The 22,745-nt window shown below is 71.5% G+C and carries 17 protein-coding genes and 1 pseudogene; 7 read left to right on the plus strand and 11 right to left on the minus strand.

Annotated elements, in window-relative coordinates:
* Positions 1-23: 23 nt before the first annotated feature.
* The gene (locus ABZ904_RS41140) at positions 24-656 is read right to left on the minus strand and encodes a chaplin (RefSeq protein ID WP_359403213.1); all 633 of its coding nucleotides are present in this window, start codon (positions 654-656) and stop codon (positions 24-26) included.
* A gap of 270 nt (positions 657-926) precedes the next feature.
* On the opposite strand from ABZ904_RS41140, the gene ABZ904_RS41145 reads away from it, so the two are divergent.
* Positions 927-2,492, plus strand: coding sequence for an alpha/beta hydrolase (locus tag ABZ904_RS41145; protein ID WP_361829211.1), 1,566 nt, complete (start codon positions 927-929; stop codon positions 2,490-2,492).
* A 33-nt stretch (positions 2,493-2,525) separates the two neighbouring features.
* Here the strand turns inward: ABZ904_RS41145 and asnB are convergent, their stop codons facing one another.
* Positions 2,526-4,370 (minus strand): asparagine synthase (glutamine-hydrolyzing), encoded by a 1,845-nt coding sequence (gene asnB / locus ABZ904_RS41150; protein ID WP_359403206.1) that lies wholly within the window; start codon positions 4,368-4,370, stop codon positions 2,526-2,528.
* Between the two features lie 493 nt (positions 4,371-4,863).
* Between asnB and ABZ904_RS41155 the strand changes: the two genes are divergently transcribed.
* Both ABZ904_RS41155 and ABZ904_RS41160 read left to right on the plus strand, forming a co-directional pair.
* Positions 4,864-5,883, plus strand: a complete 1,020-nt coding sequence (locus tag ABZ904_RS41155; protein WP_361829214.1) for a Gfo/Idh/MocA family oxidoreductase — start codon at positions 4,864-4,866, stop codon at positions 5,881-5,883.
* A 271-nt stretch (positions 5,884-6,154) separates the two neighbouring features.
* Positions 6,155-7,576 carry a SpoIIE family protein phosphatase gene (locus tag ABZ904_RS41160; RefSeq protein WP_359403200.1) on the plus strand — a complete coding sequence of 474 codons (1,422 nt, stop codon included), beginning with the start codon at positions 6,155-6,157 and terminating at the stop codon, positions 7,574-7,576.
* Between the two features lie 87 nt (positions 7,577-7,663).
* Here the strand turns inward: ABZ904_RS41160 and ABZ904_RS41165 are convergent, their stop codons facing one another.
* Positions 7,664-9,163: a hypothetical protein gene (locus ABZ904_RS41165; protein ID WP_359403197.1), complete on the minus strand. Its 1,500-nt coding sequence runs from the start codon at positions 9,161-9,163 to the stop codon at positions 7,664-7,666.
* A 233-nt stretch (positions 9,164-9,396) separates the two neighbouring features.
* On the opposite strand from ABZ904_RS41165, the gene ABZ904_RS41170 reads away from it, so the two are divergent.
* Entirely contained in the window at positions 9,397-10,536 is a 1,140-nt protein-coding gene (locus ABZ904_RS41170) for an aminoglycoside phosphotransferase family protein (protein ID WP_359403194.1), read from the plus strand.
* A 292-nt stretch (positions 10,537-10,828) separates the two neighbouring features.
* Positions 10,829-12,802 carry an N-acetylmuramoyl-L-alanine amidase gene (locus ABZ904_RS41175; protein WP_361829217.1) on the plus strand — a complete coding sequence of 658 codons (1,974 nt, stop codon included), beginning with the start codon at positions 10,829-10,831 and terminating at the stop codon, positions 12,800-12,802.
* A gap of 54 nt (positions 12,803-12,856) precedes the next feature.
* On the opposite strand, the gene ABZ904_RS41180 is transcribed toward ABZ904_RS41175, so the two are convergent.
* The 7 genes from ABZ904_RS41180 to ABZ904_RS41210 all read right to left on the minus strand — a co-directional run bounded on the left by ABZ904_RS41180 (position 12,857) and on the right by ABZ904_RS41210 (position 18,854).
* The gene (locus ABZ904_RS41180; RefSeq protein ID WP_359403188.1) at positions 12,857-13,354 is read right to left on the minus strand and encodes a hypothetical protein; all 498 of its coding nucleotides are present in this window, start codon (positions 13,352-13,354) and stop codon (positions 12,857-12,859) included.
* Positions 13,355-13,495: 141 nt separating this feature from the next.
* Positions 13,496-14,404 (minus strand): universal stress protein, encoded by a 909-nt coding sequence (locus ABZ904_RS41185; protein ID WP_359403185.1) that lies wholly within the window; start codon positions 14,402-14,404, stop codon positions 13,496-13,498.
* Between the two features lie 134 nt (positions 14,405-14,538).
* The gene (locus tag ABZ904_RS41190; RefSeq protein ID WP_359403182.1) at positions 14,539-14,781 is read right to left on the minus strand and encodes a DUF397 domain-containing protein; all 243 of its coding nucleotides are present in this window, start codon (positions 14,779-14,781) and stop codon (positions 14,539-14,541) included.
* An 82-nt stretch (positions 14,782-14,863) separates the two neighbouring features.
* The gene (locus tag ABZ904_RS41195; protein ID WP_361829219.1) at positions 14,864-16,030 is read right to left on the minus strand and encodes a thiolase domain-containing protein; all 1,167 of its coding nucleotides are present in this window, start codon (positions 16,028-16,030) and stop codon (positions 14,864-14,866) included.
* Positions 16,027-17,076 (minus strand): thiolase domain-containing protein, encoded by a 1,050-nt coding sequence (locus ABZ904_RS41200; protein ID WP_361829221.1) that lies wholly within the window; start codon positions 17,074-17,076, stop codon positions 16,027-16,029. Before ABZ904_RS41200 ends, ABZ904_RS41195 begins: the two co-directional genes overlap by 4 nt.
* Complete coding sequence (locus ABZ904_RS41205; protein ID WP_361829223.1) at positions 17,073-18,014, minus strand: OB-fold domain-containing protein; 942 nt, start codon at positions 18,012-18,014, stop codon at positions 17,073-17,075. The genes ABZ904_RS41200 and ABZ904_RS41205 overlap by 4 nt, the downstream gene beginning before the upstream one ends.
* A gap of 39 nt (positions 18,015-18,053) precedes the next feature.
* A complete protein-coding gene (locus ABZ904_RS41210) occupies positions 18,054-18,854 on the minus strand; it encodes a crotonase/enoyl-CoA hydratase family protein (protein ID WP_359403170.1) in 801 nt (266 codons plus the stop codon).
* Between the two features lie 183 nt (positions 18,855-19,037).
* On the opposite strand from ABZ904_RS41210, the gene ABZ904_RS41215 reads away from it, so the two are divergent.
* Entirely contained in the window at positions 19,038-20,657 is a 1,620-nt protein-coding gene (locus tag ABZ904_RS41215; protein ID WP_361829225.1) for an acyl-CoA synthetase, read from the plus strand.
* Between the two features lie 33 nt (positions 20,658-20,690).
* Here ABZ904_RS41215 and ABZ904_RS41220 read toward each other — a convergent pair.
* Positions 20,691-21,050 (minus strand): annotated as a pseudogene (locus tag ABZ904_RS41220) (alpha/beta fold hydrolase); the annotation flags it as partial.
* Between the two features lie 195 nt (positions 21,051-21,245).
* Between ABZ904_RS41220 and paaK the strand changes: the two are divergent.
* Entirely contained in the window at positions 21,246-22,544 is a 1,299-nt protein-coding gene (paaK, locus tag ABZ904_RS41225; RefSeq protein ID WP_361829227.1) for a phenylacetate--CoA ligase PaaK, read from the plus strand.
* Positions 22,545-22,745: the final 201 nt, after the last annotated feature.

The raw sequence follows: 22,745 nt of genomic DNA on the forward strand, positions 1-22,745 counted from the left end.
TCGACGCGCGAGCCGAGGTCGGCTCAGCGGACCGATCCCGGCCGGAACCGGCGGTACAGCACGGTCCCGCCCAGTAGCAGCGCCGCACCCCCCGCGAGCGCGGGCACGGTCGCGTCCGCGCCCGTGTGCGCAAGGGCCACGACCGTGCGCGGCACGGGACGCGGCTGCGTGTGCGCCCTCGGCACGACGGGCCGCGGGGCGGGGCGGTGGGTGCTCGACGTGTTCGTGGACCTGTTGCCGGTGGCCGCGTTGCCGACGGCGGCCACACCGATCGTGTTGCCCGTGACGTTCACCGGAACGTGCACCGGCAACTGCACGCTGTTTCCGGCGAGCAGGCCCGGGGAACCCTTGCCACCGCCGGTCGCGGTGGCGCCGCCCCGGGAAAGGGTCCCCGGCCGTGGGCCGGCCGTGCGCGCGCCCTGGTTCACACACCTGTTGCCCGCGGCCGGGTTCAGGAGCCCGACCACCGACACGGTGTTGCCGCACACATTGACCGGAACGTCAACCGGGAGCTGAACGGTGCTGCCGGAGATCAGTCCGGGCGAACCCACCGCGGTGCCGTCCGCCGCGGAGTCCGCATGCGCCGGCATCGTCACAGCCAGCGCCCCCGAGGCGGCGGCCGCAGCGATCAAACCATTCCGGGTAACCCGTTTCATAGGTTTCCCTGCCTTCCAGACTTGGTCGCGAGCAGTCGCTCGCACCCCGTAAAACGCAGACGAACCATCCGAGTTATGGCTTATCTGCCTTTCACTCCATCGAGTGGCAGGGCGGCCTGGACCGACAGCGGGGCCGTACCGCCCGCGTAGCCGCAGGCCACGCCACGTCCGCCGGTCCCGGCCGCCCGGGAGGCGTGCCCGCGGGGGCCCGCCTATCGTGATCGGAGGGCCGTCGCCGGATCCGCAGCCGGGGCGTCCCCGGAGGCGCCGATGCTGTCCACGCACACACGCCCCGCCATAGCCGCGGCGGCGGCCACGACCGCTGTACTGGCTCTGTTGGGAGCCGCTCTGCCCTCGGTCGCGGCCGACCGCCGGCCCGATCTATCCCGTTTCTACCACCAGAGGATCACGTGGTCGGCGTGCAAGGGCGAAGGGATGCCACCGGACCTCGAATGCGGCACGGTGACAGTCCCCCTCGACTACGCGAGGCCCGACACCGGAACGCTCGACCTGGCGATGGCCCGCTACCGTGCCACCGCCCACTCGCACGGTTCCGTGCTGCTGAACTTCGGCGGTCCGGGCGGCGCCGGCGTCCCGGTGCTGGCGGTGGCGGGCAAGGACTTCATGCCCCTGACGAACAGCTACGACGTGGTGACGTTCGACCCTCGCGGGGTCGGCCGGTCCTCACCCGTCAGCTGCGGCCAGGGCACGGACGAGGACACGGACACGGCGACCGCTCCCGCCGGTGAGAGCGACCCGCGGGCCGCGCTCGAACAGATGCGCAAGACGGCCGAGCAGTGCGCCAAGCACTCCGGGCCGGTGCTGCCGTACATGGGGACCATCAACGCGTCGCGCGACCTGGACGTGATGCGCCAGGCTCTCGGCGACAAGAAGCTGAACTACCTCGGCTTCTCCTACGGCACACGCCTCGGCGCGGTGTACGCGGCCCAGTTCCCTGACAAGGTGGGCCGCATGGCCCTCGACGGGGTGGACACGCTCACCGAGCCCCTGACCGAGCAGGGGCTGGCCGGCGCGCAAGGGCAGGAGATCGCGCTCGAGGACTTCCTCGGCTGGTGCGCCAAGGACCTGGGGTGCCCGTTCGGCCCGGACACCCGTTCGGCCGGAAATCAGGTCCTGCAGCTCGTCAGGACGCTGGACCAGGAGCCGGTGCCGACCCCTCTCGGCCTGCCGTTCTCCGGGCAGGACCTGGTCGGCGCGATCGGGCAGGGGCTCGTCAGCAAGCAGCTGTGGCCCTTGCTGGAGCAGGCGTTGTCCCAGCTGGTGGAGCTGGGCGATCCCACCGGGATGATGCGCTTCCTGGGCCCCGGCGTGGCGTATCCCTCTGCCACGCGTGCGGGTGGCGCGCTCGTCGACCCGCAGGACGTGCCCGCCGACAACCTGGTGGCCGCTCTGATGGCCGTCAACTGCGCCGACGACCCGGACCGGCCGAGCGCCGACAAGATCACCGGGGACCTGGCCCGGCTGCGCGACGAGTACGAGGAGGCCTCCCCGGTCTTCGGGCGGTACCGGCTCACCGAGGTGCTGATGTGCTACGGACGTCCAAAGGGCACCGACTTCATCCGCGAGAAGGTGAAGAACGTGAGCACCCCGAAGATGCTGCTCGTCGGCACGCGCGGGGATCCGGCGACGCCGTACCGCTGGACCATGGAGACCGCCCGGCGCCTCGGCTCCTCGGCGGTGGTCCTCGACAACAGGGACGACGGCCACACCGGGTACGCGGACTCCCGGTGCGTCCGCGAGAAGGTCGACTCCTTCCTCCTGGACGGCTCCCTGCCGGCCAACGGCAGCTCGTGCGGACCGGACCGGTCGGACTGAGCCGCTGACGCCGGGCCCGGACGGCGCCCGGCGTCAGGTGGTGAAGGACAGCTGCGGGGTGTAGAGGTCCATCCAGAGAGCGAGGTCCAGGGTGCGTTCGAGGCCACGCCGCGAGGCCTGCGTGATCTGCGGCGCCGCGTGATGGGCGGCCCGGTGCACCCGTTCCCGGTCGACCAGGTCGAACACACGGTGGGAGGGCTGGGCCAGTAGGTCCCTGACGTGTTCCTGGAGGGCGACCGCGTACTGCGGGTCCTGGGTGGAGGGGTAGGGGCTCTTGACCCTGTCGTACACGGACTTCGGGAGCAGATCGGCCGTCGCCTCCCTGAGAAGGCTCTTCTCCCTGCCGTCGAAGGACTTCAGCGACCAGGGGGTGTTGTAGACGTACTCGACGAGCCGGTGGTCGCAGTACGGCACCCGCACCTCGAGGCCGACCGCCATGCTCGTGCGGTCCTTGCGGTCCAGCAGGACGCGCACGAACCGGGTCAGGTGGAGGTGGCAGATCTGCCGCATCCGGTACTCGAAGTCGCTCTCGCCCTGCAGGCGCACGATCTCGGAGATCGCCGTGCGGTAGCTGTCGGCCACGTAGGACTTCAGGTCCAGTGCGTCGGTCAGGTCGGTGCGCAGGACCTCGGTCTCGTCCCCGAAGTACTGCTGGAAGTGGACCAGCCAGGGAAAGGTGTCGGCGCGCCGGGCGTCCTCGTCGAAGAACTGCTGGTAGCCGCCGAAGACCTCGTCGGCGGACTCTCCGGACAGCGCGACCGTGGAGTGCTCGCGGATCGCCCGGAAGAGCAGGTAGAGCGAGGTGTCCAGGTCGCCGAGGCCCACGGGCAGGTCGCGTGCCCGGATGACCTTCGCCCGAACTTCGAGGTCGGCGAGGGACAGCGCGTCCAGGACGATGTCCTGGTGCTCGGTGTCCCAGGCGCGGGCGACGTCGTGCACGAACGGGCTGTCGGGGGTGGCACGCAGTTCGTCGGCGACGAAGTGATCGGTCTGCCCCACGAAGTCCACCGCGAAGCTGCGCACCTTCTCCCCCTGCCTGGCCAGCTGCTGGGCGGCGAGAGCGGTCATCGCGGAGGAGTCCAGGCCGCCGGACAGAAGCGTGCAGCGGGGCACGTCGGCGACCAGCTGGCGGCGCACGACGTCCTCGAGCAGCGAGCGGACGGTGGCGACAGAGGCCTCCCGGTCGTCGGTGTGCGGCCGGGTCTCCAGCTTCCAGTAGACGCGTCGGTGCAGGCCCTCGCGGTCGACGGTGACGACGGTGCCCGGCTCGAGCTCGTGCATGCCGTCCCACACGGCGTGTCCGGGTGTCTTGACCATGACGAACAGTTCCCGCAGTCCGTCGACGCCGACCCGGGCGGGGGCCAGCGGGTTGGCGAGGATCGCCTTGGGTTCGGAGCCGAAGAGGACGCCGTCGGAGGTCGGGAAGTAGTAGAAGGGCTTGATGCCCATACGGTCGCGGATCATCACGAGCTTTTCGTGGCGGCCGTCCCACACCGCGAAGGCGTACATGCCGTTCAGCCGTTCCGCGACCATCTCGCCCCAGGCGAGGTAGCCGCGCAGCACGACCTCGGTGTCGGAGTCGGTCGTGAAGCGGTGGCCGAGGCGGGTCAACTCGCGGCGCAGTTCGGTGAAGTTGTACGCCTCCCCCGAGTACACGAGCACGACGGTGCCGTCGGGGGTCTTCACGGTCATCGGCTGGCGCCCGCCGGGCAGGTCGATGATCGCGAGTCTGCGGTGGCCGAGGGCCGCCGGTCCCTCGGCCCAGGTGCCCCGGGCGTCGGGGCCCCGGCAGGCCATGGTCGCGGTCATCGCGTCCAGGGTCGCGCCCTCGGTCCGCAGATCACGGTCGTAGGAGATCCATCCCGTGATGCCGCACATGTGTCACCTCCGCGCAGGTCCTCTGGGAACGATGTCCTTCACCTGCGGTTTCTCGGAATCTCGACCGCTCCCGGCAATCCGTTGTATCGAGCAGCCATATGACGAGGGTGTGCCATGTACGGCCGGCGGGCAACGCGTCCGTAGTCCGACCGGCCCATGCCTCGCCACTCCGGCGGCGCTGCGCCGTTCGGGCACGTCCTCGCGGCCTGCTTCGGGCCGCATTCCAGGTGCGGAGCGGCCCGGTCCGCCGAGGGGCCGTACCGGCCCCGTCGCACGCGGGACGACGCGAGGCCGGGCCGCCCGGCACAGCGCGGGCGGCGCTCCAGGCGAACCGGCCCCGGCATGCTCATGAGGGGAAGCACCGCGTGACGGCCCGCGGCGATGACGGCCACCACCTCGACGTCTGGTCAGCGCCGGCGCACGCCGCCTCCGTGGGGCGGACGTCCGGCGGTCTACCCTGCGCAGGGACGATCAGCGCAGAGGGAGGCGGCTCATGGGCGACCTGTTGGGCGTGGCGGTACTGGGTGCGGGGCACATGGGCGCCGACCATATACGCCGACTGGACCGTGTGGTGAGCGGTGCGAGAGTCGTGGCCGTGGCGGAACCCGAGACGGATCGCGCCAAGGAGGCCACGGCGGGCATCGACGGTGTCGCCGTGCACTCCGAGCCGGCCGCCGCGCTCGACGCCCCGGGCGTCGAGGCCGTGCTCATCGCCTCGCCCGGGCCGGCGCACGAGGAGGCGCTGCTCGAGGCTTTCGCACGAGGGCTGCCGGTGCTGTGCGAGAAGCCGCTGGCGCCCGACGCAGCCGGGGCACTGCGGGTGGTGGAGGCGGAGGCGCGGCTCGGGCGGCGGCTCGCGCAGGTCGGGTTCATGCGCCGCTACGACGCCGAGTACATGCGCCTGAAGTCGCTGCTCGACAGCGGCCGGCTGGGCCGGCCGCTGATGCTGCACTGCACACACCGCAATGTGTCGTCACCGTCGCACTTCACCACGGCCATGCTGATCAACAGCTCCGTCTCGCACGAGATCGACGCGGCCCGCTGGCTGCTGGACCAGGAGCTCACCGCGGTGACCGTGCTGCGTCCGCGGGCGTCCTCGAACGCCCCGGAAGGCCTGCTGGATCCCCAGTTCGTCGTGTTCGAGACCTCGGGCGGGACCGTCGTCGACGTGGAGATCTTCGTCAACTCGGGCTTCGGCTACCAGGTGCGCTGCGAGGCCGTCTGCGAGGACGGCAGCGCGAGGATCGGGGACGGGCACACCATGGTCGTCACGGCCGCGGGCGGTGCGTGCGAGGAGGTCGCACAGGACTACCTCGTACGGTTCGCGGACGCCTACGACCGCGAGGTGCAGGCCTGGGTCGACGCCACCAGGAAGGGCCTGGTGACCGGCCCTTCGGTATGGGACGGCTACGCGGCCGCGGCGGTCGCCGAGGCCGGTGTCCGGGCCCAGCGGAGCGGCGCCCGGGAGAGCGTCGGCCTGGCCACACGGCCGGAGCTGTACGAGCGGGCGTAGCGGTCGAACGCACGGCCGTTGAACGCACGCCTGAGCGCCTTCCCGCCCATCCCCCGGGCCTCTCAAGTCCCGTACGTCTCCTACGACTTGGCAGGCCCGGGCATGTACTCCGAGCGGGGTCCGGACGCACTCCACCGGGCCTGTGGCATATGCCATGAGCACCACCGGATCGTGTGTTGCCAAATCCCTTACACGGCGTCGCGGGCTGTGCAAGAGTCGTAACGGTCCCTCCGTCAGCCTTGGTCGAACCGTCCCCACATCGGAGCGCGTCATGCCACCCCATCTCTCCGCGGACCGCCCCGCCGCCCAGCCACCCCGGCCCGGCACCGTCGATGCGCTCATCTCACAGACACGGCGACTGCGCGGCGAGGTGGACGCCGTACGGCGGGAGGCGCCCGAGGACGGCTCGGACCCGGAGGGACGCTGGCAGCGTGCGCTGTGCGATCTGGCGCTGCACCAACTGAGCGATCTGGACGAGCACTTGGCGCAGCTGCGGGACGGTCCGCCGCCCGTGGCCGCCGAACCGGCCGACGCTCCGGACCTGGCCGCGTCGTCCCCCGGCGACTCACTGCTCAGCCGGGTCGGCAGCGCCGAATGGAACCTGCTGAGGGACGAGGCGAGTTGGTCGGGCGAGCTGTACCAGATCCTCGGCCGGGACCCCTCGGCCCCGGCGCTGGGCCTCGACGAACTTCCCTCGCTGGTGCACGACGAGGACCGGGCGCTGCTGACGGGGATGGTGACGGACTGCCTGATCGACGGAAAGCCGATCGACGGCGAGTTCCGGATCCGGCGCCCCGGCGGCGAGGTGCGGACCGTGCACATGATGGGCGAGCCCGTACTCGACGCGCACGGGAGCACCGCCCAGATGTGGGCCGTACTGCGGGACGTCAGCGAACTGCGCCGGCACCGCCGGGCCGTACACGAGACCCGTGACTCGCTGCGACGCCACCGGGACCACACGCAGACCGAGCATCGGCTCGCGGTCGAGTTGCAGGAGGCCGTGCTGCCGCCGTGGCGCGGATCCCTGCGGCTTCCGCGGCAGGGCCCCGGGACCCTGGATCTGGCCGCCCGCTATCTGCCGTCGTCCTCGACCCCGCCGATCGGCGGGGACTGGTACGACGCGCTCGAACTGCCCGGCGGCGACACGCTGCTCAGCGTCGGTGATCTCACCGGCCGCGGGGTGAGCGTGGCTTCCGGCATGGCGACGCTGCTCGGCGCCCTGCGGGGCATGGCGATGGCGGGCACCGAGCCCGGCCGGCTGCTGGGCTGGCTGAACCAACTGCTCGACGCCTCGGTCCAGCCGGCCCTGGGCAGCGCCGTGTGCTGCCGCTACCGGCCTGTGACACGCACCCTGAGCTGGGCGCAGGCAGGGCACCCCGCCCCGCTGCTGTTCCGCGACGGGACGGGGCGCATGCCGGCGGCGCCGGACGGCGTGCTGCTCGGGGCGACCTCGGGAGCCTCCTACGGACAGGCCGAAGAAACCCTCAGGGAAGGCGACCTGCTGCTCCTGCACACCGACGGGCTGGTCCCGCGGCACAGTGGCACGGATGCCGTCCGAAGGTTGCTCGACCTGGCTCCGCGCTTCCACGAAGCCCGCACGGCCCAGGAGTGCGTGCGGACCGTCATGGAGGAGTTCGGCGAGTGCGAGCGCGAGGACGATGCCTGCGTCCTCATCGCCAGGGTCATGTCCTGACGAACGGAGTCAGCGCCCCGGGGAGCCACTCCCCATGGACACCGGCACCGGTACCCCGCACGCCTGCGCGGAGTCGCCGCCCTTGGATCACGCCTGCGCGGAGTCGCTGCCCTTCGACTTCAACAGGCCCTTGGGCAGGGCGACTTTGATCTCCTCACGCAGATCCTGGATCTTCGGATAGCTGGAGTACTGCGCGGTGAGCCGGTACATCTCACGGAGCCTGTCCCAGGTGCGATGGGAGGAGTTGGCTCCCATCGACGTCAGGGCGAGGCGCGCGTACCGGTCGGCCTGTTCCGGGTCGTCCGCGATGAAGCACGCGGACGCGAGGGAGATGTGGTCGAAGATGTTCGACCGCTCCCGGCCGGAACCACGCAGCTGCAGCGCCTCCTTGGCGTGGCGCTGCGCGACGGCGGCGGCACCCGGCTCGTGTTCGGCGAGGGTGCGGTAGGCCAGAGCCTGCATCCCGTGCAGGTCCGCCTCGTCGAACATCTGCATCCAGCTCGGCGGGGGCACGTCCCCCCGGTCCGAGACGAACAGGTCCTCCGCCTCGCCGAGGGTGCGCCGCATGGCCTGCCCCTTGCCCATCGACGCCTGCGCCCAGGCCTCGATCGTGCAGAGCATGGCCTGGGTGCGCGGCAGCACCTGGTCGCCGGAGCCGGACTTGGCGAGCTGCATCAGGTCGAGCGCGTCGTCGGGCCGGCCGAGGTGCACCATCTGACGGGCGGCGCGGGAGAGCGCCTCCCCGGCACGGGGCCGGTCGCCGCCCTCATGGGCCGCATGGGCGGCGATGACGAAGTACTTCTGTGCTGTGGGCTCCAGGCCGACGTCGTGCGACATCCACCCGGCCAGGACGGCGAGGTTGGCGGCGACGCCCCACAGGCGGCGCTGGAGATGATCGGGGTGGTGGTAGGAGAGCATGCCTCCCACCTCGTTGAGCTGTCCCACGACAGCCTTGCGCTGCAGCCCACCACCGCGGGCCGCGTCCCAGGCCCGGAACACCTCGACCGAGCGCTCCAGCTCCTCGATCTCCTGCGATCCGATGGGGGCGGCCTCATAGCGGTCGTACCCAGCGGGGTCGGCGTGCAGGGGATCGTCGAAGCGGGGAGCGTCGGCCGCGAGAGCCGGATCGGTGCGCAGCCAGTCGTGCATGGCGCTGCTGAGTGCGGATCCTGCGGCGAGCGCGGCACCCGCGCCCACCAAGCCGCGTCGGTTGAGCATGAGGTCCATTCCCGTGAATTCGGTGAGGACCGCAGCAGTCCGCTCGGGCGCCCACGGCACTCCGTCGGGGTTCTTCGCATCCCCGTCGTCACGCCGCTTCCCCGCGCGCCCGTGCCGGACCAGACCGAGGTCCTCGATGGTCACGACACGGCCGAGTCGCTCGGTGAACAGCGCCGCCAGCACCCGCGGCACCGGATCGCGCGGGATCTCTCCCATGTCGATCCAACGCCGCACCCGCGAGGTGTCGGTCGACAGCTGGGGGTGACCCATGGCCGCCGCCTGCCGGTTGACCATCCTCGCGAGCTCGCCTTTGGACCATCCGGCCAGGCCGAACAGGTCCGCGAGCCGGGTGTTGGGTTGTCCGCTCACATCAAGCCCCCAGGTTCTCGGCTGAGTTGACAGTAGCCCGCTGTCAGTTGCTCCGGGACTATTCGCCACGGTTCGCCAGGGTGCGCCAGATGGTGTGCCAGGGGCCCACGGGTGTCAGGTAGGAACGCGCCACCCCGACCCGGTCGCCGCAGAAACACTCCCCAGGGTGCAACGAGGACGGCCGGGGCGGGTGGCGCAGAATTCGAAGGCACACGAAGGGATCTGTATCGACCATGTACGCAGCATCGTCCTCCGTGTCCACCCCGCCCCGGCCGCTGCGCCCCCGACCGGGCACCGGCGGCCCCTACCTCGACCCCGCGCGAACCGCGGCCCCGGTGCTCGGCGCCGGCAGGGCGCGGCGCGTTCCGGGGGTCGGCACTCAACCGCTCAGCGGGAGAATCGACTTGTCGGGCCCCCAGGGCGCGCAACTGCGCGCGGCGATCGCTTCGGTGCATCGCATCTGTCCGGAGTTCACTCCGGTACAGGTGCTGCGCCGAAGCGGGCGCTCCGTGCTCGTCGTCGGCACGACGGGGCGCACCACGGCCGTAGCCAAATGCTTACTCGACCACTCCCCGATCTGGGCCGAGCGCAGCCGGCACGAAATAGCGGCATACCGCTCGTTCGTCCGGCACCGGCCGCCGGTGCGGGTGCCCCGGCTGATCGCAGCGGACCCGGACAACTGCACACTGGTGATCGAGCGGATGCCGGGCCGGGTGGCCGCGTTGCAGCGGCATCCGGCGGAAGCGCCGCCGCGTGCGGACATCCGCGCGGCGCTGGGCGCGATCTGCCGGCTGAACGCCTGGCGTCCCCCGGCGGGGACGTTCGACGCCCCGCTGGACTACGCGGAGCGGATCTCCCGCTTCCATGACCTGGGGCTCCTCACCGACCGGGACATGGGTGATCTGCAGAAGCTGCTGCACGGCATCGCCCACGCGGCGGGCCGGCAGGGCATGGGCCAGTTCTGTCACGGCGACGCCCTCCTGTCCAACATCCTGCTCTCACCGACGGGTCCCGTGCTGGTGGACTGGGAGCACGCGGGCTGGTACCTGCCCGGGTACGACCTGGCCACGCTGTGGGCGGTCCTCGGGGACGCTCCGGTGGCGCGGCGCCAGATCAGCCAGATCGCGCAGTCCGCGGGACCGGCCTCACGCGATGCCTTCCTGGTGAACCTGATGCTCGTGCTCACCCGGGAGATCCGTACCTACGAGACGGCCGTGCAGCGTTCGATGCACGACACGACCCCCGCGGCACCGGGAGTGGCCCACCCTGGTGCTGCGCCGTCCGGCGAGGAACAACGGCTGCTGCTGCGGCGGTTGCACGACGACTGCCAGTTGGCCCGACGGGCCGTACGAGCGGCGGTCGGCACTCGCTGAAGGGGATGGCGGTCCGCGGTGTGCTCGCGACAGCGGGGCACCGCGGGCCTTCGTCATGTCCGGGCCTGCCCGCCCAGATGTCGTCCGGGACTGGCCCGTTCGGGTCATTGGTCCACTCCACTGACGCCCCGCAGGCCGCGTCATCGCCGTCACGAAAGTCCACGCCACCGCCGTTGACAAGGCAAATCGCCTGTCGCTGGGCGTGATTGACGGATCGTCCAAGAGCCGGTACCACTGACGCACGTTCGGCACCCGCACGCCCCACAGCGCCCGACCGTCTCAGGAGGCTGCCTTGCGCGGATCCGCCACCGACCCCCATACCCCCGCCCGGCACAGACGCACCCGCAGGATCGGGGTCGCCGTCGCCTCGGCGGCTCTGCTGCTGCCGCTGATGGGTGCCGCCCCGGCCCCCGAGCGCAGTGCCCCGTCCGGCCTGCAGAACGCCTTCGCCGCGGCGTCCGCCGAGTACCACGTGCCGCAGAACGTGCTGCTCGGCGTGTCCTACCTCCAGTCCCGCTGGGACACGCACGGCGGTGCGCCCAGCGTCTCGGGTGGATACGGCCCGATGCACCTCACGGACGCCCGCACCGCGATCGCCGCGGCGGAGCACCACAGCGAGGGCACGGAGGACGCCCGCGGCGACCAGGCCCGCGCCGCCCTGCGGCCCACCCCGACGGTCCCGGCGCAGACCGAGCTGCCGGCCCGGCTCAAGACCCTGCCCAAGGCCGCCGCGCTCACCGGTATCCCGGCCGCGCGGCTGCGCACCGACCCGGCGGCGAACATCGCGGGCGGCGCCGCGCTGCTCGCCGCCGCCCAGCAGCACCTCGGCGAGCCGCTCGGCGGCGACCCGGCCGACTGGTACGGGGCGGTGGCGGAGTTCTCTGGAGCGGACGACAGGGCGACGGCGGCCGCGTACGCCGATGACGTCTTCCAGGTGATGCGCGAGGGCGAGCGGCGCACCACGGACCTGGGACAGAGCGTGGCGCTGGCCGGGCAGCCCGGGCTGGCGCCCGACACCGAGCAACTGGGGCGCACCGGGCTGCGCGCCGGCGACGCGGACGGGACGGAGTGCCCGAGGAGCGTCTCGTGCGAGTGGGTCCCGGCCCCGTACGAGGAGTTCGGCGACCACGACTACGGCAATCACGACCTCGGCGACCGGCCGGACGCGCAGAGCATCAAGTACATCGTCATCCACGACACGGAAGGCCAGTGGGACGGCGTCCTGAATCTCATCCAGGACCCGACCTATGTGTCGTGGAACTACACCGTGCGCTCCACGGACGGTCTGATCGCCCAGCATGTGAAGGCCAAGGACGTGGCCTGGCACGCGGGCAACTGGTACGTCAACGCCAAGTCGATCGGCATCGAGCACGAGGGCTTCCTCGCCGCTCCGGACGCCTGGTACACGGAGGCGATGTACCGCTCGTCGGCACGGCTGGTGAGATACCTCGCCGGCAAGTACCGCATCCCGCTGGACCGGCAGCACATTCTCGGGCACGACAACGTGCCTGGTCCGACGACCTCGACGATCCCCGGGATGCACACGGACCCGGGCCCGTACTGGGACTGGCGGCACTACTTCGAGCTGCTCGGCAGGCCGTTCCACACCACGGCCGGGCCTTGGGGCGGCGTGGTGACGATCCTGCCGGACTACTCCGCGAACCAGCCGGAGTACACGGGCTGCACCACCTCGGGCCAGCCGTGCGCGGCGCACGGTTCGAGCGAGGTCCGGCTGTACAGCGCACCCGACGAGAGCTCGCCGCTGATCAAGGACATCGGTCTGTACCCGAAGGGCGACGCCTCGACGATCGACGTGAACGACGTGGCCTCACGCGTCTCCACCGGTCAGCGGTACGCCGTGGCGGAGCGTGCCGGGGACTGGACGGCGATCTGGTACTTGGGGCAGAAGGCCTGGTTCCGCAACCCGCGGGGGCAGCGGACGGCGGTGAACGCGTCCGGTCTGGTGGTGACGCCCAAGGACGGGCTCACGGACATCCCGGTGTACGGCAGGGCGTACCCCGAGAAGGAGGCGTATCCCGAGGGCGTGCCCGTTCAGTCCGTCTCGCCGCTGCCGTACAGGCTGCCCGCCGGCCAGCGGTATGTGATCGGCGACGAAGTGCCGGGTGAGTACTACTACGCGGTCACCTTCACGCCGGACTCGCACCGGGTCGTGATCGGCGAGGACCTCTACTACGAGATCCAGTTCGGCCACCGGGTGGAGTTCGTCCGGGCGGCGGATGTGCAGGTTGTGCCGTCGGCGTCGTAGGACATGGCGAAGGGCCGGGCTCCGTGGAGCCCGGCCCTTCGTGTGTGTCCGTCGTCAGCCCTGCTGGAACAGCTCCGCCGGCAGCGGCTTCAGCAGTGCGTACAGATCGTCGGTGATGGGACGGTCCCAGGCGGCGATGGTCACCAGGACCTGGTCACTGCGGTCGAACTGCACACAGGAGATCCGGCTCTCGGAGAGCTTGAGGCGGCGCACGATGAGGAGGTTGTCGCCCTGCATCACCGGGATGTCCTCGCTCCCGACGACGGTGACCTCCTCGTCGTTCTCCAGCGCGAGGAGAAGCTGGGCCACCTCGAAGGGGATCTCGCCCTCGGCCACCTCGCGGGCCGGGGAGCCCTCCGGAAGGTTGCCGATGATCATCGCCGGGCCGCGGCCTCCGAACAGGTCGTAGCGCAGGAAGACGCCCTGGCAGCTGCCGTCGGGGGCGGGCAGCAGACCGGCACCGAGGTTGCCCGGCCAGTCCCCCGGATCCATGGCCAGGACATCGAAGTCGGGCCCGGCGGGAGTGGCGCTGCGGCGGCGGAGGAAGGACATGCCGCAATGGTACGTGCCCGAGCGTCGAGCCGGGCCCCGGCTCGCGCGGTCATGACAACCGCCTCCCGGGCGCCCGCCGACGGTCCGGCGGTGATGCCTCGGCCGGGCGGCCGCACGTCGTCTGCGTCGCTGATCGTCCCGTCACCCGTCGGTGCGCTCGGGCTCCGCCGCCGACGGGATCACCGCGATGGGGCTCGCCGCGTGGAGCAGCACGGTCTGGGTCACCGAACCGATCATGTGGGCGGGGGCGAGGAGCCGCCGGCGGTGACGGCCGACGACGACCAGTTCGGCTCCCCCGGAGGCCGCGACCAGGTGGCCCGCCGCCCGGCCCGGCGGGGTCGACAGCTCGACCCGCACGCCCGGGTGCCGCTCCCGATGGACCGCGAGCAGTCCGGCGGCCAGGGTCCGGATCTCCTCTTCCACCGCGTCCTCGTCGACGGCCGCGGGCACCGCTTCGCCGGGCGCCGGCCAGACCTCGAGCGGGGTCCAGGGATAGGCGGAGAACACATGCAGCAGGGCGCCGCGACGATCCGCCTCGGCGAAGGCGAAGGCGAGCGTCGCCTCGGCCGGGCTGTCGACGTGCAGGCCGACGACCACCCGCGGACCCGGCGGTACGGACGGCCCTTCGTGCACCTCGCGCCCCGGGCGCGGCACGACGACCACCGGGCAGGCGGCGTCGCGTGCGGCCGCCAGGCTGTTGGAGCCGAGGAGCAGACTGGCGAAGCCGCCACGGCCCCGGGAGCCGAGCACCATCAACTGGGCGGTGATGCCCAGTTCGGGCAGGACGGCGGCGGGCGCGCCCTGCAGGGACACGTACTCCACCAGCGGAAGACCGTCCCGGCCCGCCAGCCGCCCCCGGACCTCGTCCAGCACCGGGTCGGCGGCCGGCTCCGGGGCGTCCGCGGCCGGGAGGCCGGGCTGCGCCCGCTGCCGTACATGGGCCACGCGCAGCGTCGCCGCGCGCTGTCGTGCGGCGGTCAGCGCCCACTCCAAGGCGCACAGGCTGTCGTCGGATCCGTCGACGGCCGCGACGACCGGCAGAGTGGTCATGGATTCCTCGCATCGGGCACACGCTGTGATCGCTCCGGGGCCAGCCTGACGCAGACAGGGCCCCGGCGCGGGTTCAGCGGCGGCGTGTCCGGAAAATCCGGAAGTGGCGAGGACTCACCTCTGCGGGCGGGAGCTCACGTGAGGTCGAACTCTCCCTCCCGCGCCCCCGACACGAACGCGCCCCACTCGGCGGGGGTGAAGATCAGGGAAGGGCTCTCGGGGCGCTCGCTGTTGCGCATCGCGATGAAGCCTTCGACAAAGGCGATCTGGACATCTCCGAGCCCTCGGCTGCTGGAGTGCCAGTCGGCGGTGCTGAGGTCCAGCTCGGGCTTGTCCCAGCCCGCGTACGGCTGCTGCTGGATGGTGCTCTCGGCCACGTCCGTGCTCCTCCCGATTCGTCGTCCGCGGCCAGCCTAGCGATCGCATCCCACTGCGGACAGGTCACGCGAGCGGGATCCCTCAGGAGGTCGGCGGATGGTCGCCAACCAGCCACATGGAGAAGAACTGGGACCCGCCGCCGTAGGCGTGCCCGAGCACCCGTCGGGCCCCGTCCACCTGGTGTTCTCCGGCCTGCCCGCGCACCTGGAGCGCCGCCTCCGCGAAGCGGATCAGGCCGGATGCGCCGATGGGGTTGGTGGAGAGCACCCCGCCGGACATGTTGACGGGCAGGTCCCCGTCGAGCTCGGTGACGCCGGACTCGGTGAGTTTCCAGCCCTCCCCCTCCTCGGCGAAACCGAGGTTCTCCAGCCACATGGGCTCGTACCAGGAGAACGGCACGTACATCTCGACCGCGTCGATGTCCCGGCGCGGGTCGGCGATCCCCGCCTGACGGTAGACGTCGGCGGCGCAGTCCCGGCCGGCTCGCGGCGAGACGAAGTCCTTGCCCGCGAAGAGGGTGGGCTCGCTGCGCATCGCACCGCCGAGCATCCACGCGGGCCGCCGGGGCGAACGGGCCGCTCCCGCACGGTCGGTGAGCACCATGGCGCAGGCGCCGTCGGAGGACGGGCAGGTCTCCGAGTAGCGGATCGGGTCCCACAGCATGGGCGAGGTCTGGACCTTCTCCAGGGTGATGTCGTGTTCGTGCAGGTGCGCGTACGGGTTCTTCAGGGCGTTGCGCCGGTCCTTGTACGCGACCAGGGAGCCGACGGTGTCCGGGGCGCCGCTGCGCCGCATGTACGCCCGTACGTGCGGCGCGAAGAAACCGCCGGCCCCGGCGAGCAGCGGCTGCTGGAACGGGACGGGCAGGGACAGGCCCCACATGGCGTTGGACTCGGACTGCTTCTCGAAGGCCAGGGTGAGCACGGTGCCGTGGACACGGGCCGCGACCAGACCGGCCGCGACCAGCGCGGTGGAGCCGCCCACCGAGCCGGCCGTGTGCACCCTGAGCATGGGTTTGCCGACCGCGCCGAGAGCGTCGGCGAGGTAGAGCTCGGGCATCATGACGCCCTCGAAGAAGTCGGGGGCCTTGCCGATGACCACGGCGTCGACGTCGGCCCAGGTCAACTCCGCGTCGTCGAGGGCACGCCGGCCGGCATCCCGGACAAGCCCCGCGATGGACACGTCGCGGCGGGCCGCGACGTGCTTGGTCTGGCCGATGCCGATGACGGCCACGGGCTCCTTGCTCATCGCGGGTCTCCTTCCAGTACGGCGACCAGGTTCTGCTGCAGACAGGGGCCGGACGTGGCGTGGGCGAGCGCGCGGTCGGAGGCACCGCGGTGGATACGGGCGGCGGCCTCACCGATGCGGATCAGCCCGGCGGCCATGACCGGGTTGGCGGCGAGGGCCCCTCCGGAGGGGTTGACTGTGACGTCGGCGCCGAGACGCAGCGCCTTGCGCAGGATCACCTCCTGCGCGGTGAACGGCGCATGCAACTCGGCCGTGTCCACGGGTCGTTCGAAGGCCCCGGCCCGCTCGGCGGCCAGCCGCGCGGACGGCGAGTCGGTCAGGTCGCGCACGCCGAGCGCATGGGCCTCGATGCGGTGGTCGATCCCTCGGATCCACGCGGGCCGTGCACACAGGTCCCTGGCCCGCTCCCCCGCCGCCAGGACCACGGCGGCGGCACCGTCGCCGATCGGCGGGCAGTCTCCGGTGCGCAGCGGCCGTACCTGGTACTCCCCGTGCGGCACCGGACCCCTCAGCTGCGCGTGTGGGTTGGCGGTCGCGTCCGCCCGGCTGCGCGCGGCGATCCCGGCCAGTGCGGGCTCGTCGGTCTCGCCCGCGTCGATGAGCGCCTGGGCCTGAAGCGCGGCCAGGGCCACCGAGTCGGGCCACAGCGGGGCCAGGTAGTAGGGATCGAGCTGCCGGGTGAGGACGTCACGTACGGATCCGGGAGACGCCTTGCCGTAGGAGTAGACGAGCGCGGTGTCGGCGTCGCCCGTGAGCAGCTTCGTCCAGGCCTCGTACAGCGCCCAGGCGCCGTCCATCTCGACGTGCGACTCGGAGATCGGCGGCCAGGCGCCCACCCCGTCGAGTGCAAAAGTGAAGGAGAAGGCCCGGCCCGCCAGATAGTCGCTGGAACCGGAGCAGGTGAAGTCGATGTCGGCGGTCCTGAGACCGGTCTGTTCGAGTACGGCGTGCAGCACCGGCATGAGCATCTCCACCTCGGAGAGCTCGTCGGTGGTGCGCCGGTGGTCGGTCTGCGCCAAGGCGACGACGGCGATCTGGCGCGTCACAGCAGCTCCTTGTACGTCTCGTAGTCCGCGTCGGGTTCGCCGGTCGGCCGGTAGTGGTCGGGATGGCGGCCCCCTTCGGTCCACACCGGCTCGACCCGCAGGCCCATCCGCACCTGGTCGTAGGGGGTGCCGCCGATGCGCGCGTGCAGCGCCAGGCCGGCGCCGTCGAGGGCGATGTGCGCGTAGACGTAGGGCACTTCGATGTCGAGGTTCTTCGCCTTGATGTTGACGATGCAGAAGGTGGTGACCGTGCCCCGGGGCCCGACGTCGACCTGCTCGGTCGTGCCGACACCGCAGGTGGGGCAGGCGCCTCGGGGCGGTACGTACACCTTCCGGCACGACGGGCAGCGCTCACCGATGATCCGATGTTCGGCCAGGGCGTTGATGTGGGCGGACTGGGCGCGCCCGGGCGTGTAGGTGTAGTCGAGCCGGGCGGGTGCGACGATGCCGCTCACCCGGTCCTCGAACTCGCCGGTGTGACCTGCTGGTTGCTGGGCTTCACCGTCGTAAGGCTCGAAGCAGGCGATGTCGGTGATGGCGCCGGAGCGCTCGGCGGCCCAGCGGACACGGACGCGCATACCGGTGCGGACGGCGTCGGGTGCGGGGGCGTCGAGGGCGTGCAACAGGGCGGTGTCGGCTCCGTCGAGCCGGACCAGGACCCAGGCGAAGGGCGTGCCGAGGGGCTGGCCGCGGCGCGGGGCGTGGTTCCAGGCCCAGGTGGTGACCATGCCGGTCGGAGCCACTTCGACGAGGTCGCGGAGTTCGTCGGCGGTGACGGGGTCGTACTCGACGGGCGGGACGAGCGTGCGTCCGTCCGTGGTCTTCACCCCGAGGACCACGCGTTCGCGCAGTCCGGTGAGGAAGGCACTCTGCACGGGGCCGAGGGAGCGGGTGAAGGGGAACTCGACGACGAGGGGGGCTTTGAGGACTTCGGGCATCCCGGCTGTTCTCCTTCGCAGGTCAGGCGCGGGCGATGGTCAGGCGCGCTTGTAGACGGGCGGGCGTTTCTCCGTGAAGGCGCGGGCGCCTTCCTTGGCGTCGGCGGTGGCGAAGATCGGCTGGCCGCGTTCGAGTTCGGCGGCGAGTCCGTCGGTCTCCGTCATCTCGGCGGTCTCGTACACGGACGCCTTGACGGCCTCGACGGCGAGCGGTCCGCAGGCGTTGATCTGCTCGGCGATCCGCAGTGCCGCGGCGAGCGCGGTGCCGTCGGGTACGACATGGCCGATGAGCCCGATGCCGGCCGCCTCCCGCGCCGTATAGGGGCGTCCGGTGAGCAGCATCTCCAGGGCGTGGGTCCGGGGGATCTGCCGCGGGAGGCGGACCGTCGAGCCGCCGATCGGGAAGAGCCCGCGCCTGACCTCGGACAGGCCGAAGGTCGCGGACTCCCCCGCCACCCGGATGTCGGTCCCCTGCAGGATCTCGGTGCCGCCCGCCACACACGGGCCCTCGACGGCGGCGATCACCGGCTTGCGAGGGCGGTGATGGCGCAGCATCGCCTTCCAGTGCAGGTCCGGGTCGGCGGAGAACCGATCGCGGTACTGCTCGCCCGTCATCCCCTGTCCCGCGAGGGCCTTGAGGTCCATCCCGGCGCAGAACGAGCCGCCGGCGCCGGTGAGCACGACCGATCGGATCGCGTCGTCCGCGTCGGCCTCCAGCCAGCCGTCGTAGAGGCCCACCAGCAAGGGCGGCGAAAGCGCGTTCCTGGCCTCCGGCCTGTTGAGCGTGAGCACCAGTGTGGCGCCTTCGCGCTGCACGGTGAGGTGTTCCGTCCCACCCATTGCTTCCTCCCGTCTCCGGAACGAGAACAGGTTGCAGTAGGCGCGGTGCCAGTACAAGAGATTTCTGACAGCTAGTCAGATTTCTTGGTGGGGGCCCTTCACAGTTGCGCGCGCCTTTGCTCTGATGACCGGCGAACCGACGGACGCGCCTTTCTCCGCAACGTCACCGGGTCAGGAGGAGTGGTGGAGTACAACCTTGCCGACCTGTTCGAGTCGGTCGTCGATGTGGTTCCGCACCGCGAGGCACTCGTGTACGCCGACCACCCCGGTACGGGCGAGGAGCGCCGTCTCAGCTATGCGGCGCTGGACGCGGCCGCCAACCGCATCGGACACCATCTGCTCGACGCCGGGATACGGCCCGGGGAGCATCTGGGGCTGTACCTGTACAACGGGATCGAGTACCTGCAGACGGTGCTGGGCTGCCTCAAGGCCCGGATCGTCCCGGTGAACGTGAACTACCGCTATGTCGAGGACGAGTTGGTGTACCTCTACCGGGACGCCGACCTGGCGGCGCTCGTCTTCGACGCGGAATTCGCCGACCGGGTGGCGGCGGCGCTGCCGCACACGGACAGGCTGCGGCACCTGGTGCGGGTGGGGACCCCCGCGCCGGGAGCCGCCGCCCCGCCTGCCGTGGGCTTCGCCGACGCCGAGGCCGCGGCCTCCCCAGGACGCGGTTTCGCTCCCCGCTCGGGGGACGACCAGTTCATCATCTACACCGGCGGCACGACCGGCATGCCGAAGGGTGTGATGTGGCGCCAGGAGGACCTCTTCTTCTCCGGGCTCGGCGGTGGCGCACCCACCGGCGAGCCGGTGAAGAAGCCGGAGGAGCTGGCCGAGCGGGTCGCGGCGGGCGGCGAGGGCATCACCTTCTTCCCGACCCCGCCGCTGATGCACGGCACCTCGACGCTGACGGCGTTCATCGGCTTCAACTTCGGCCAGCGGATCGTGCTCCATCGCAAATTCGTTCCCGAGGAAGTGCTGCGGACCGTCGAGAAGGAGAAGGTCACCAGCATCTCGCTGGTGGGCGACGCGATGCTGCGGCCCCTGATCGACGCGCTCGACGGCCCGCTGCGGGGCACGGACTGCTCGTCCCTGTTCAGCGTGTCCTCGTCGGGGGCCGTCATGTCGGAGACCGTGCGCGCGCAGTTCCAGGCGCTCGTCCCGAACGTCATGCTGCTCAACAACTTCGGGTCGTCGGAGTCCGGCTTCAACGGCACGGCGACCCCGGACTCGGGCTCGACGAGAGGCTTCCGCATCCGCGTCAACTCCCGTACGTGCGTGGTGGACCCGGTCAGCCGCGAACCGGTCGCGGTCGGCGAGCCGGGCCGCATCGCCCAGCGGGGACACGTGCCCCTCGGCTACTACAACGACCCGCGGAAAACCGCCGAGACCTTCTTCCAGAAGGACGGCGAGCGCTGGGTGCTGCTCGGCGACATGGCGACGGTCGACGAGGAGGGCGTCATCACGGTCCTCGGCCGCGGCTCGCAGTGCATCAACACCGGTGGGGAGAAGGTGTATCCGGAAGAGGTCGAGCAGGCGCTCAAATCGCATCCGGACGTGTACGACGCCCTGGTCGCCGGGGTGCCGGACGCGACATGGGGCAACCATGTGGCGGCGGTGGTGCAGTTGCGCGAAGGGGCGGCACACCCGTCGCTGGAGGACATCCAGAGGCACTGCCGGGCGCACCTCGCGGGCTACAAGCTCCCGCGCCAGCTGGTGATCACGGACACCATCCGGCGCTCCCCCAGCGGCAAGGCGGACTACCGCTGGGCCAGGGAGGTCGCGGCCGCGGCGGATCGCTGAGCCGCAAGGGCGGGGGTCCGGCCCCGCAGCACGGGCGCCTGGAACCGCGGTGATCAGGGCCGGCTTGGAGACGCGTCCGGGACGGCGGGCGGCGTACAGCAGGGCGAGGCTGCCGCTCACCGAGTGGGCGAGCGCATCCATCCGCTCGAGTCCGAGATGCGCGCGGAACGCCTCCGCATTGTCGGCGAGTCGGTCGCAGCGGTAGGCGGCGGGGGCCACCGGATGCGCCGAGCCCCCGGTCCCGCGCGGGTCGAGCAGCGCCAGCCGCCGCCCGGCGTCGAGCCGGCCAGAGCTCCGAGGCAGGCGGACGCACGCACGGGGCCGCCGGGCAGCACGACGAGCGGCTCGCCCTCGCCTCGCAGGTGTCCCGTCGGGTGCGTCGAAGCTCGGTATGTGGTGATCCTCCCGACGGGCGGGCCGCGCCGGATCGCCTCGGGGTTCCGCGCCCGCACCGAGCCCGGCGGCACCACCCAAAAAGTGAGGGCCGACCCCTTGCCTACAGGCCGATGAGCTGGATTACTGATCTCCGAGAGATCCGACCGAATGATCGGTCGTCCGGATTGTGCGATGGGCGAGGGAGACGCCTCCATGGCGGATGCGCAGGACCTGCTGGACGCGGGGGAACGACTCGACGCGGAGGCGCTGCGGGCCGTGCAGCTGGAGCGGCTGCAGGCCTCGCTGCGGCGCGTGTACGCGCACGTGCCCTTCTACCGGGAGTCCTTCGACAAGGCGGGGGTCCATCCGGACGACTGCCGCTCGCTCGCCGACCTGGCCCGCTTCCCCTTCACCGTGAAGTCGGACCTGCGGGACAACTACCCGTACGGGATGTTCGCGGTACCCCGGGAGCAGATCCGGCGCATCCACGCCTCCAGCGGCACCACCGGGCGCCCCACCGTCGTCGGGTACACCGACAACGACCTGTCCATGTGGTCCGACATGGTGGCCCGGTCGATCCGCGCGGCGGGCGGACGGCCCGGCGACACGGTGCACGTCGCCTACGGATACGGCCTGTTCACCGGCGGCCTCGGCGCCCACTACGGCGCCGAACGCCTCGGCTGCACGGTGATCCCCGCCTCCGGGGGCATGACGGCGCGGCAGGTGCAGCTGATCCAGGACCTGAAGCCCGGCGTCATCATGGTGACCCCCTCGTACATGCTCACCCTGCTCGACGAGTTCGAACGCCAGGGCGTCGACCCGCGCAGCACGTCCCTGCGCGTCGGGATCTTCGGCGCCGAGCCGTGGACACAGGAGATGCGGCGCGAGATCGAGGAGCGGTTCGCGATCGACGCGGTCGACATCTACGGCCTCTCCGAGGTCGTCGGCCCCGGCGTGGCCCAGGAGTGCGTCGAGACCAAGGACGGCCTCCATGTGTGGGAGGACCACTTCTACCCCGAGGTCGTCGACCCGATCACCGGCGAGGTGCTGCCCGACGGCGAGGAGGGCGAGCTGGTCTTCACCTCCCTCACCAAGGAGGCCATGCCCGTGGTCCGCTACCGGACCCGGGACCTGACCCGGCTGCTGCCCGGCACGGCCCGCGTCTTCCGGCGGATCGAGAAGATCACCGGCCGCAGCGACGACATGGTCATACTCCGGGGCGTCAACCTCTTCCCCACCCAGGTCGAGGAGATCGTGCTGCGCACCCCGGGCGTAGCCCCGCACTTCCAGCTCCGGCTCACCCGCGAGGGCCGACTCGACGCGCTCACCGTACGGGCCGAGGCCCGCACCGGGGCCACGCCCGAGCAGCGCGACGCGGCGGCTGTCACCATCGCCGCGGCCGTGAAGGACGGCATCGGAGTGTCCGTCGCGGTGGAGATCGTCGAACCGGAGTCCCTGGAGCGCTCCCTGGGCAAGATCCGGCGCATCGTGGACCTCCGCCCGCGCCCGTGACCGGCCGGCACCCCCGCGGCGCGGTGGAGATCGTCGAACCGGAGTCCCTGGAGCGCTCCCTGGGCAAGATCCGGCGCATCGTGGACCTCCGCCCGCGCCCGTGACCGCCGGCACCCCCGCGGCGCGGTGGAGATCGTCGAACCGGAGTCCCTGGAGCGCTCCCTGGGCAAGATCCGGCGCATCGTGGACCTCCGCCCGCGC

The sequence above is a fragment of the Streptomyces sp. NPDC046900 genome (assembly GCF_040644975.1).
Lineage (GTDB): Bacteria > Actinomycetota > Actinomycetes > Streptomycetales > Streptomycetaceae > Streptomyces.

Excerpts from the sequence above, each read along its gene's own strand:
- ABZ904_RS41180 (WP_359403188.1), bottom strand. The coding sequence starts at position 13,354 with ATGTCCTTCCTCCGCCGCCGCAGCGCCACTCCCGCCGGGCCCGACTTC.
- ABZ904_RS41205 (WP_361829223.1), bottom strand. The coding sequence starts at position 18,014 with ATGCCCGAAGTCCTCAAAGCCCCCCTCGTCGTCGAGTTCCCCTTCACC.
- ABZ904_RS41195 (WP_361829219.1), bottom strand. The coding sequence starts at position 16,030 with ATGAGCAAGGAGCCCGTGGCCGTCATCGGCATCGGCCAGACCAAGCAC.
- ABZ904_RS41185 (WP_359403185.1), bottom strand. The coding sequence starts at position 14,404 with ATGACCACTCTGCCGGTCGTCGCGGCCGTCGACGGATCCGACGACAGC.
- ABZ904_RS41140 (WP_359403213.1), bottom strand. The coding sequence starts at position 656 with ATGAAACGGGTTACCCGGAATGGTTTGATCGCTGCGGCCGCCGCCTCG.
- asnB (WP_359403206.1), bottom strand. The coding sequence starts at position 4,370 with ATGTGCGGCATCACGGGATGGATCTCCTACGACCGTGATCTGCGGACC.
- paaK (WP_361829227.1), top strand. The coding sequence starts at position 21,246 with ATGGCGGATGCGCAGGACCTGCTGGACGCGGGGGAACGACTCGACGCG.
- ABZ904_RS41155 (WP_361829214.1), top strand. The coding sequence starts at position 4,864 with ATGGGCGACCTGTTGGGCGTGGCGGTACTGGGTGCGGGGCACATGGGC.
- ABZ904_RS41170 (WP_359403194.1), top strand. The coding sequence starts at position 9,397 with ATGTACGCAGCATCGTCCTCCGTGTCCACCCCGCCCCGGCCGCTGCGC.
- ABZ904_RS41160 (WP_359403200.1), top strand. The coding sequence starts at position 6,155 with ATGCCACCCCATCTCTCCGCGGACCGCCCCGCCGCCCAGCCACCCCGG.
- ABZ904_RS41210 (WP_359403170.1), bottom strand. The coding sequence starts at position 18,854 with ATGGGTGGGACGGAACACCTCACCGTGCAGCGCGAAGGCGCCACACTG.
- ABZ904_RS41145 (WP_361829211.1), top strand. The coding sequence starts at position 927 with ATGCTGTCCACGCACACACGCCCCGCCATAGCCGCGGCGGCGGCCACG.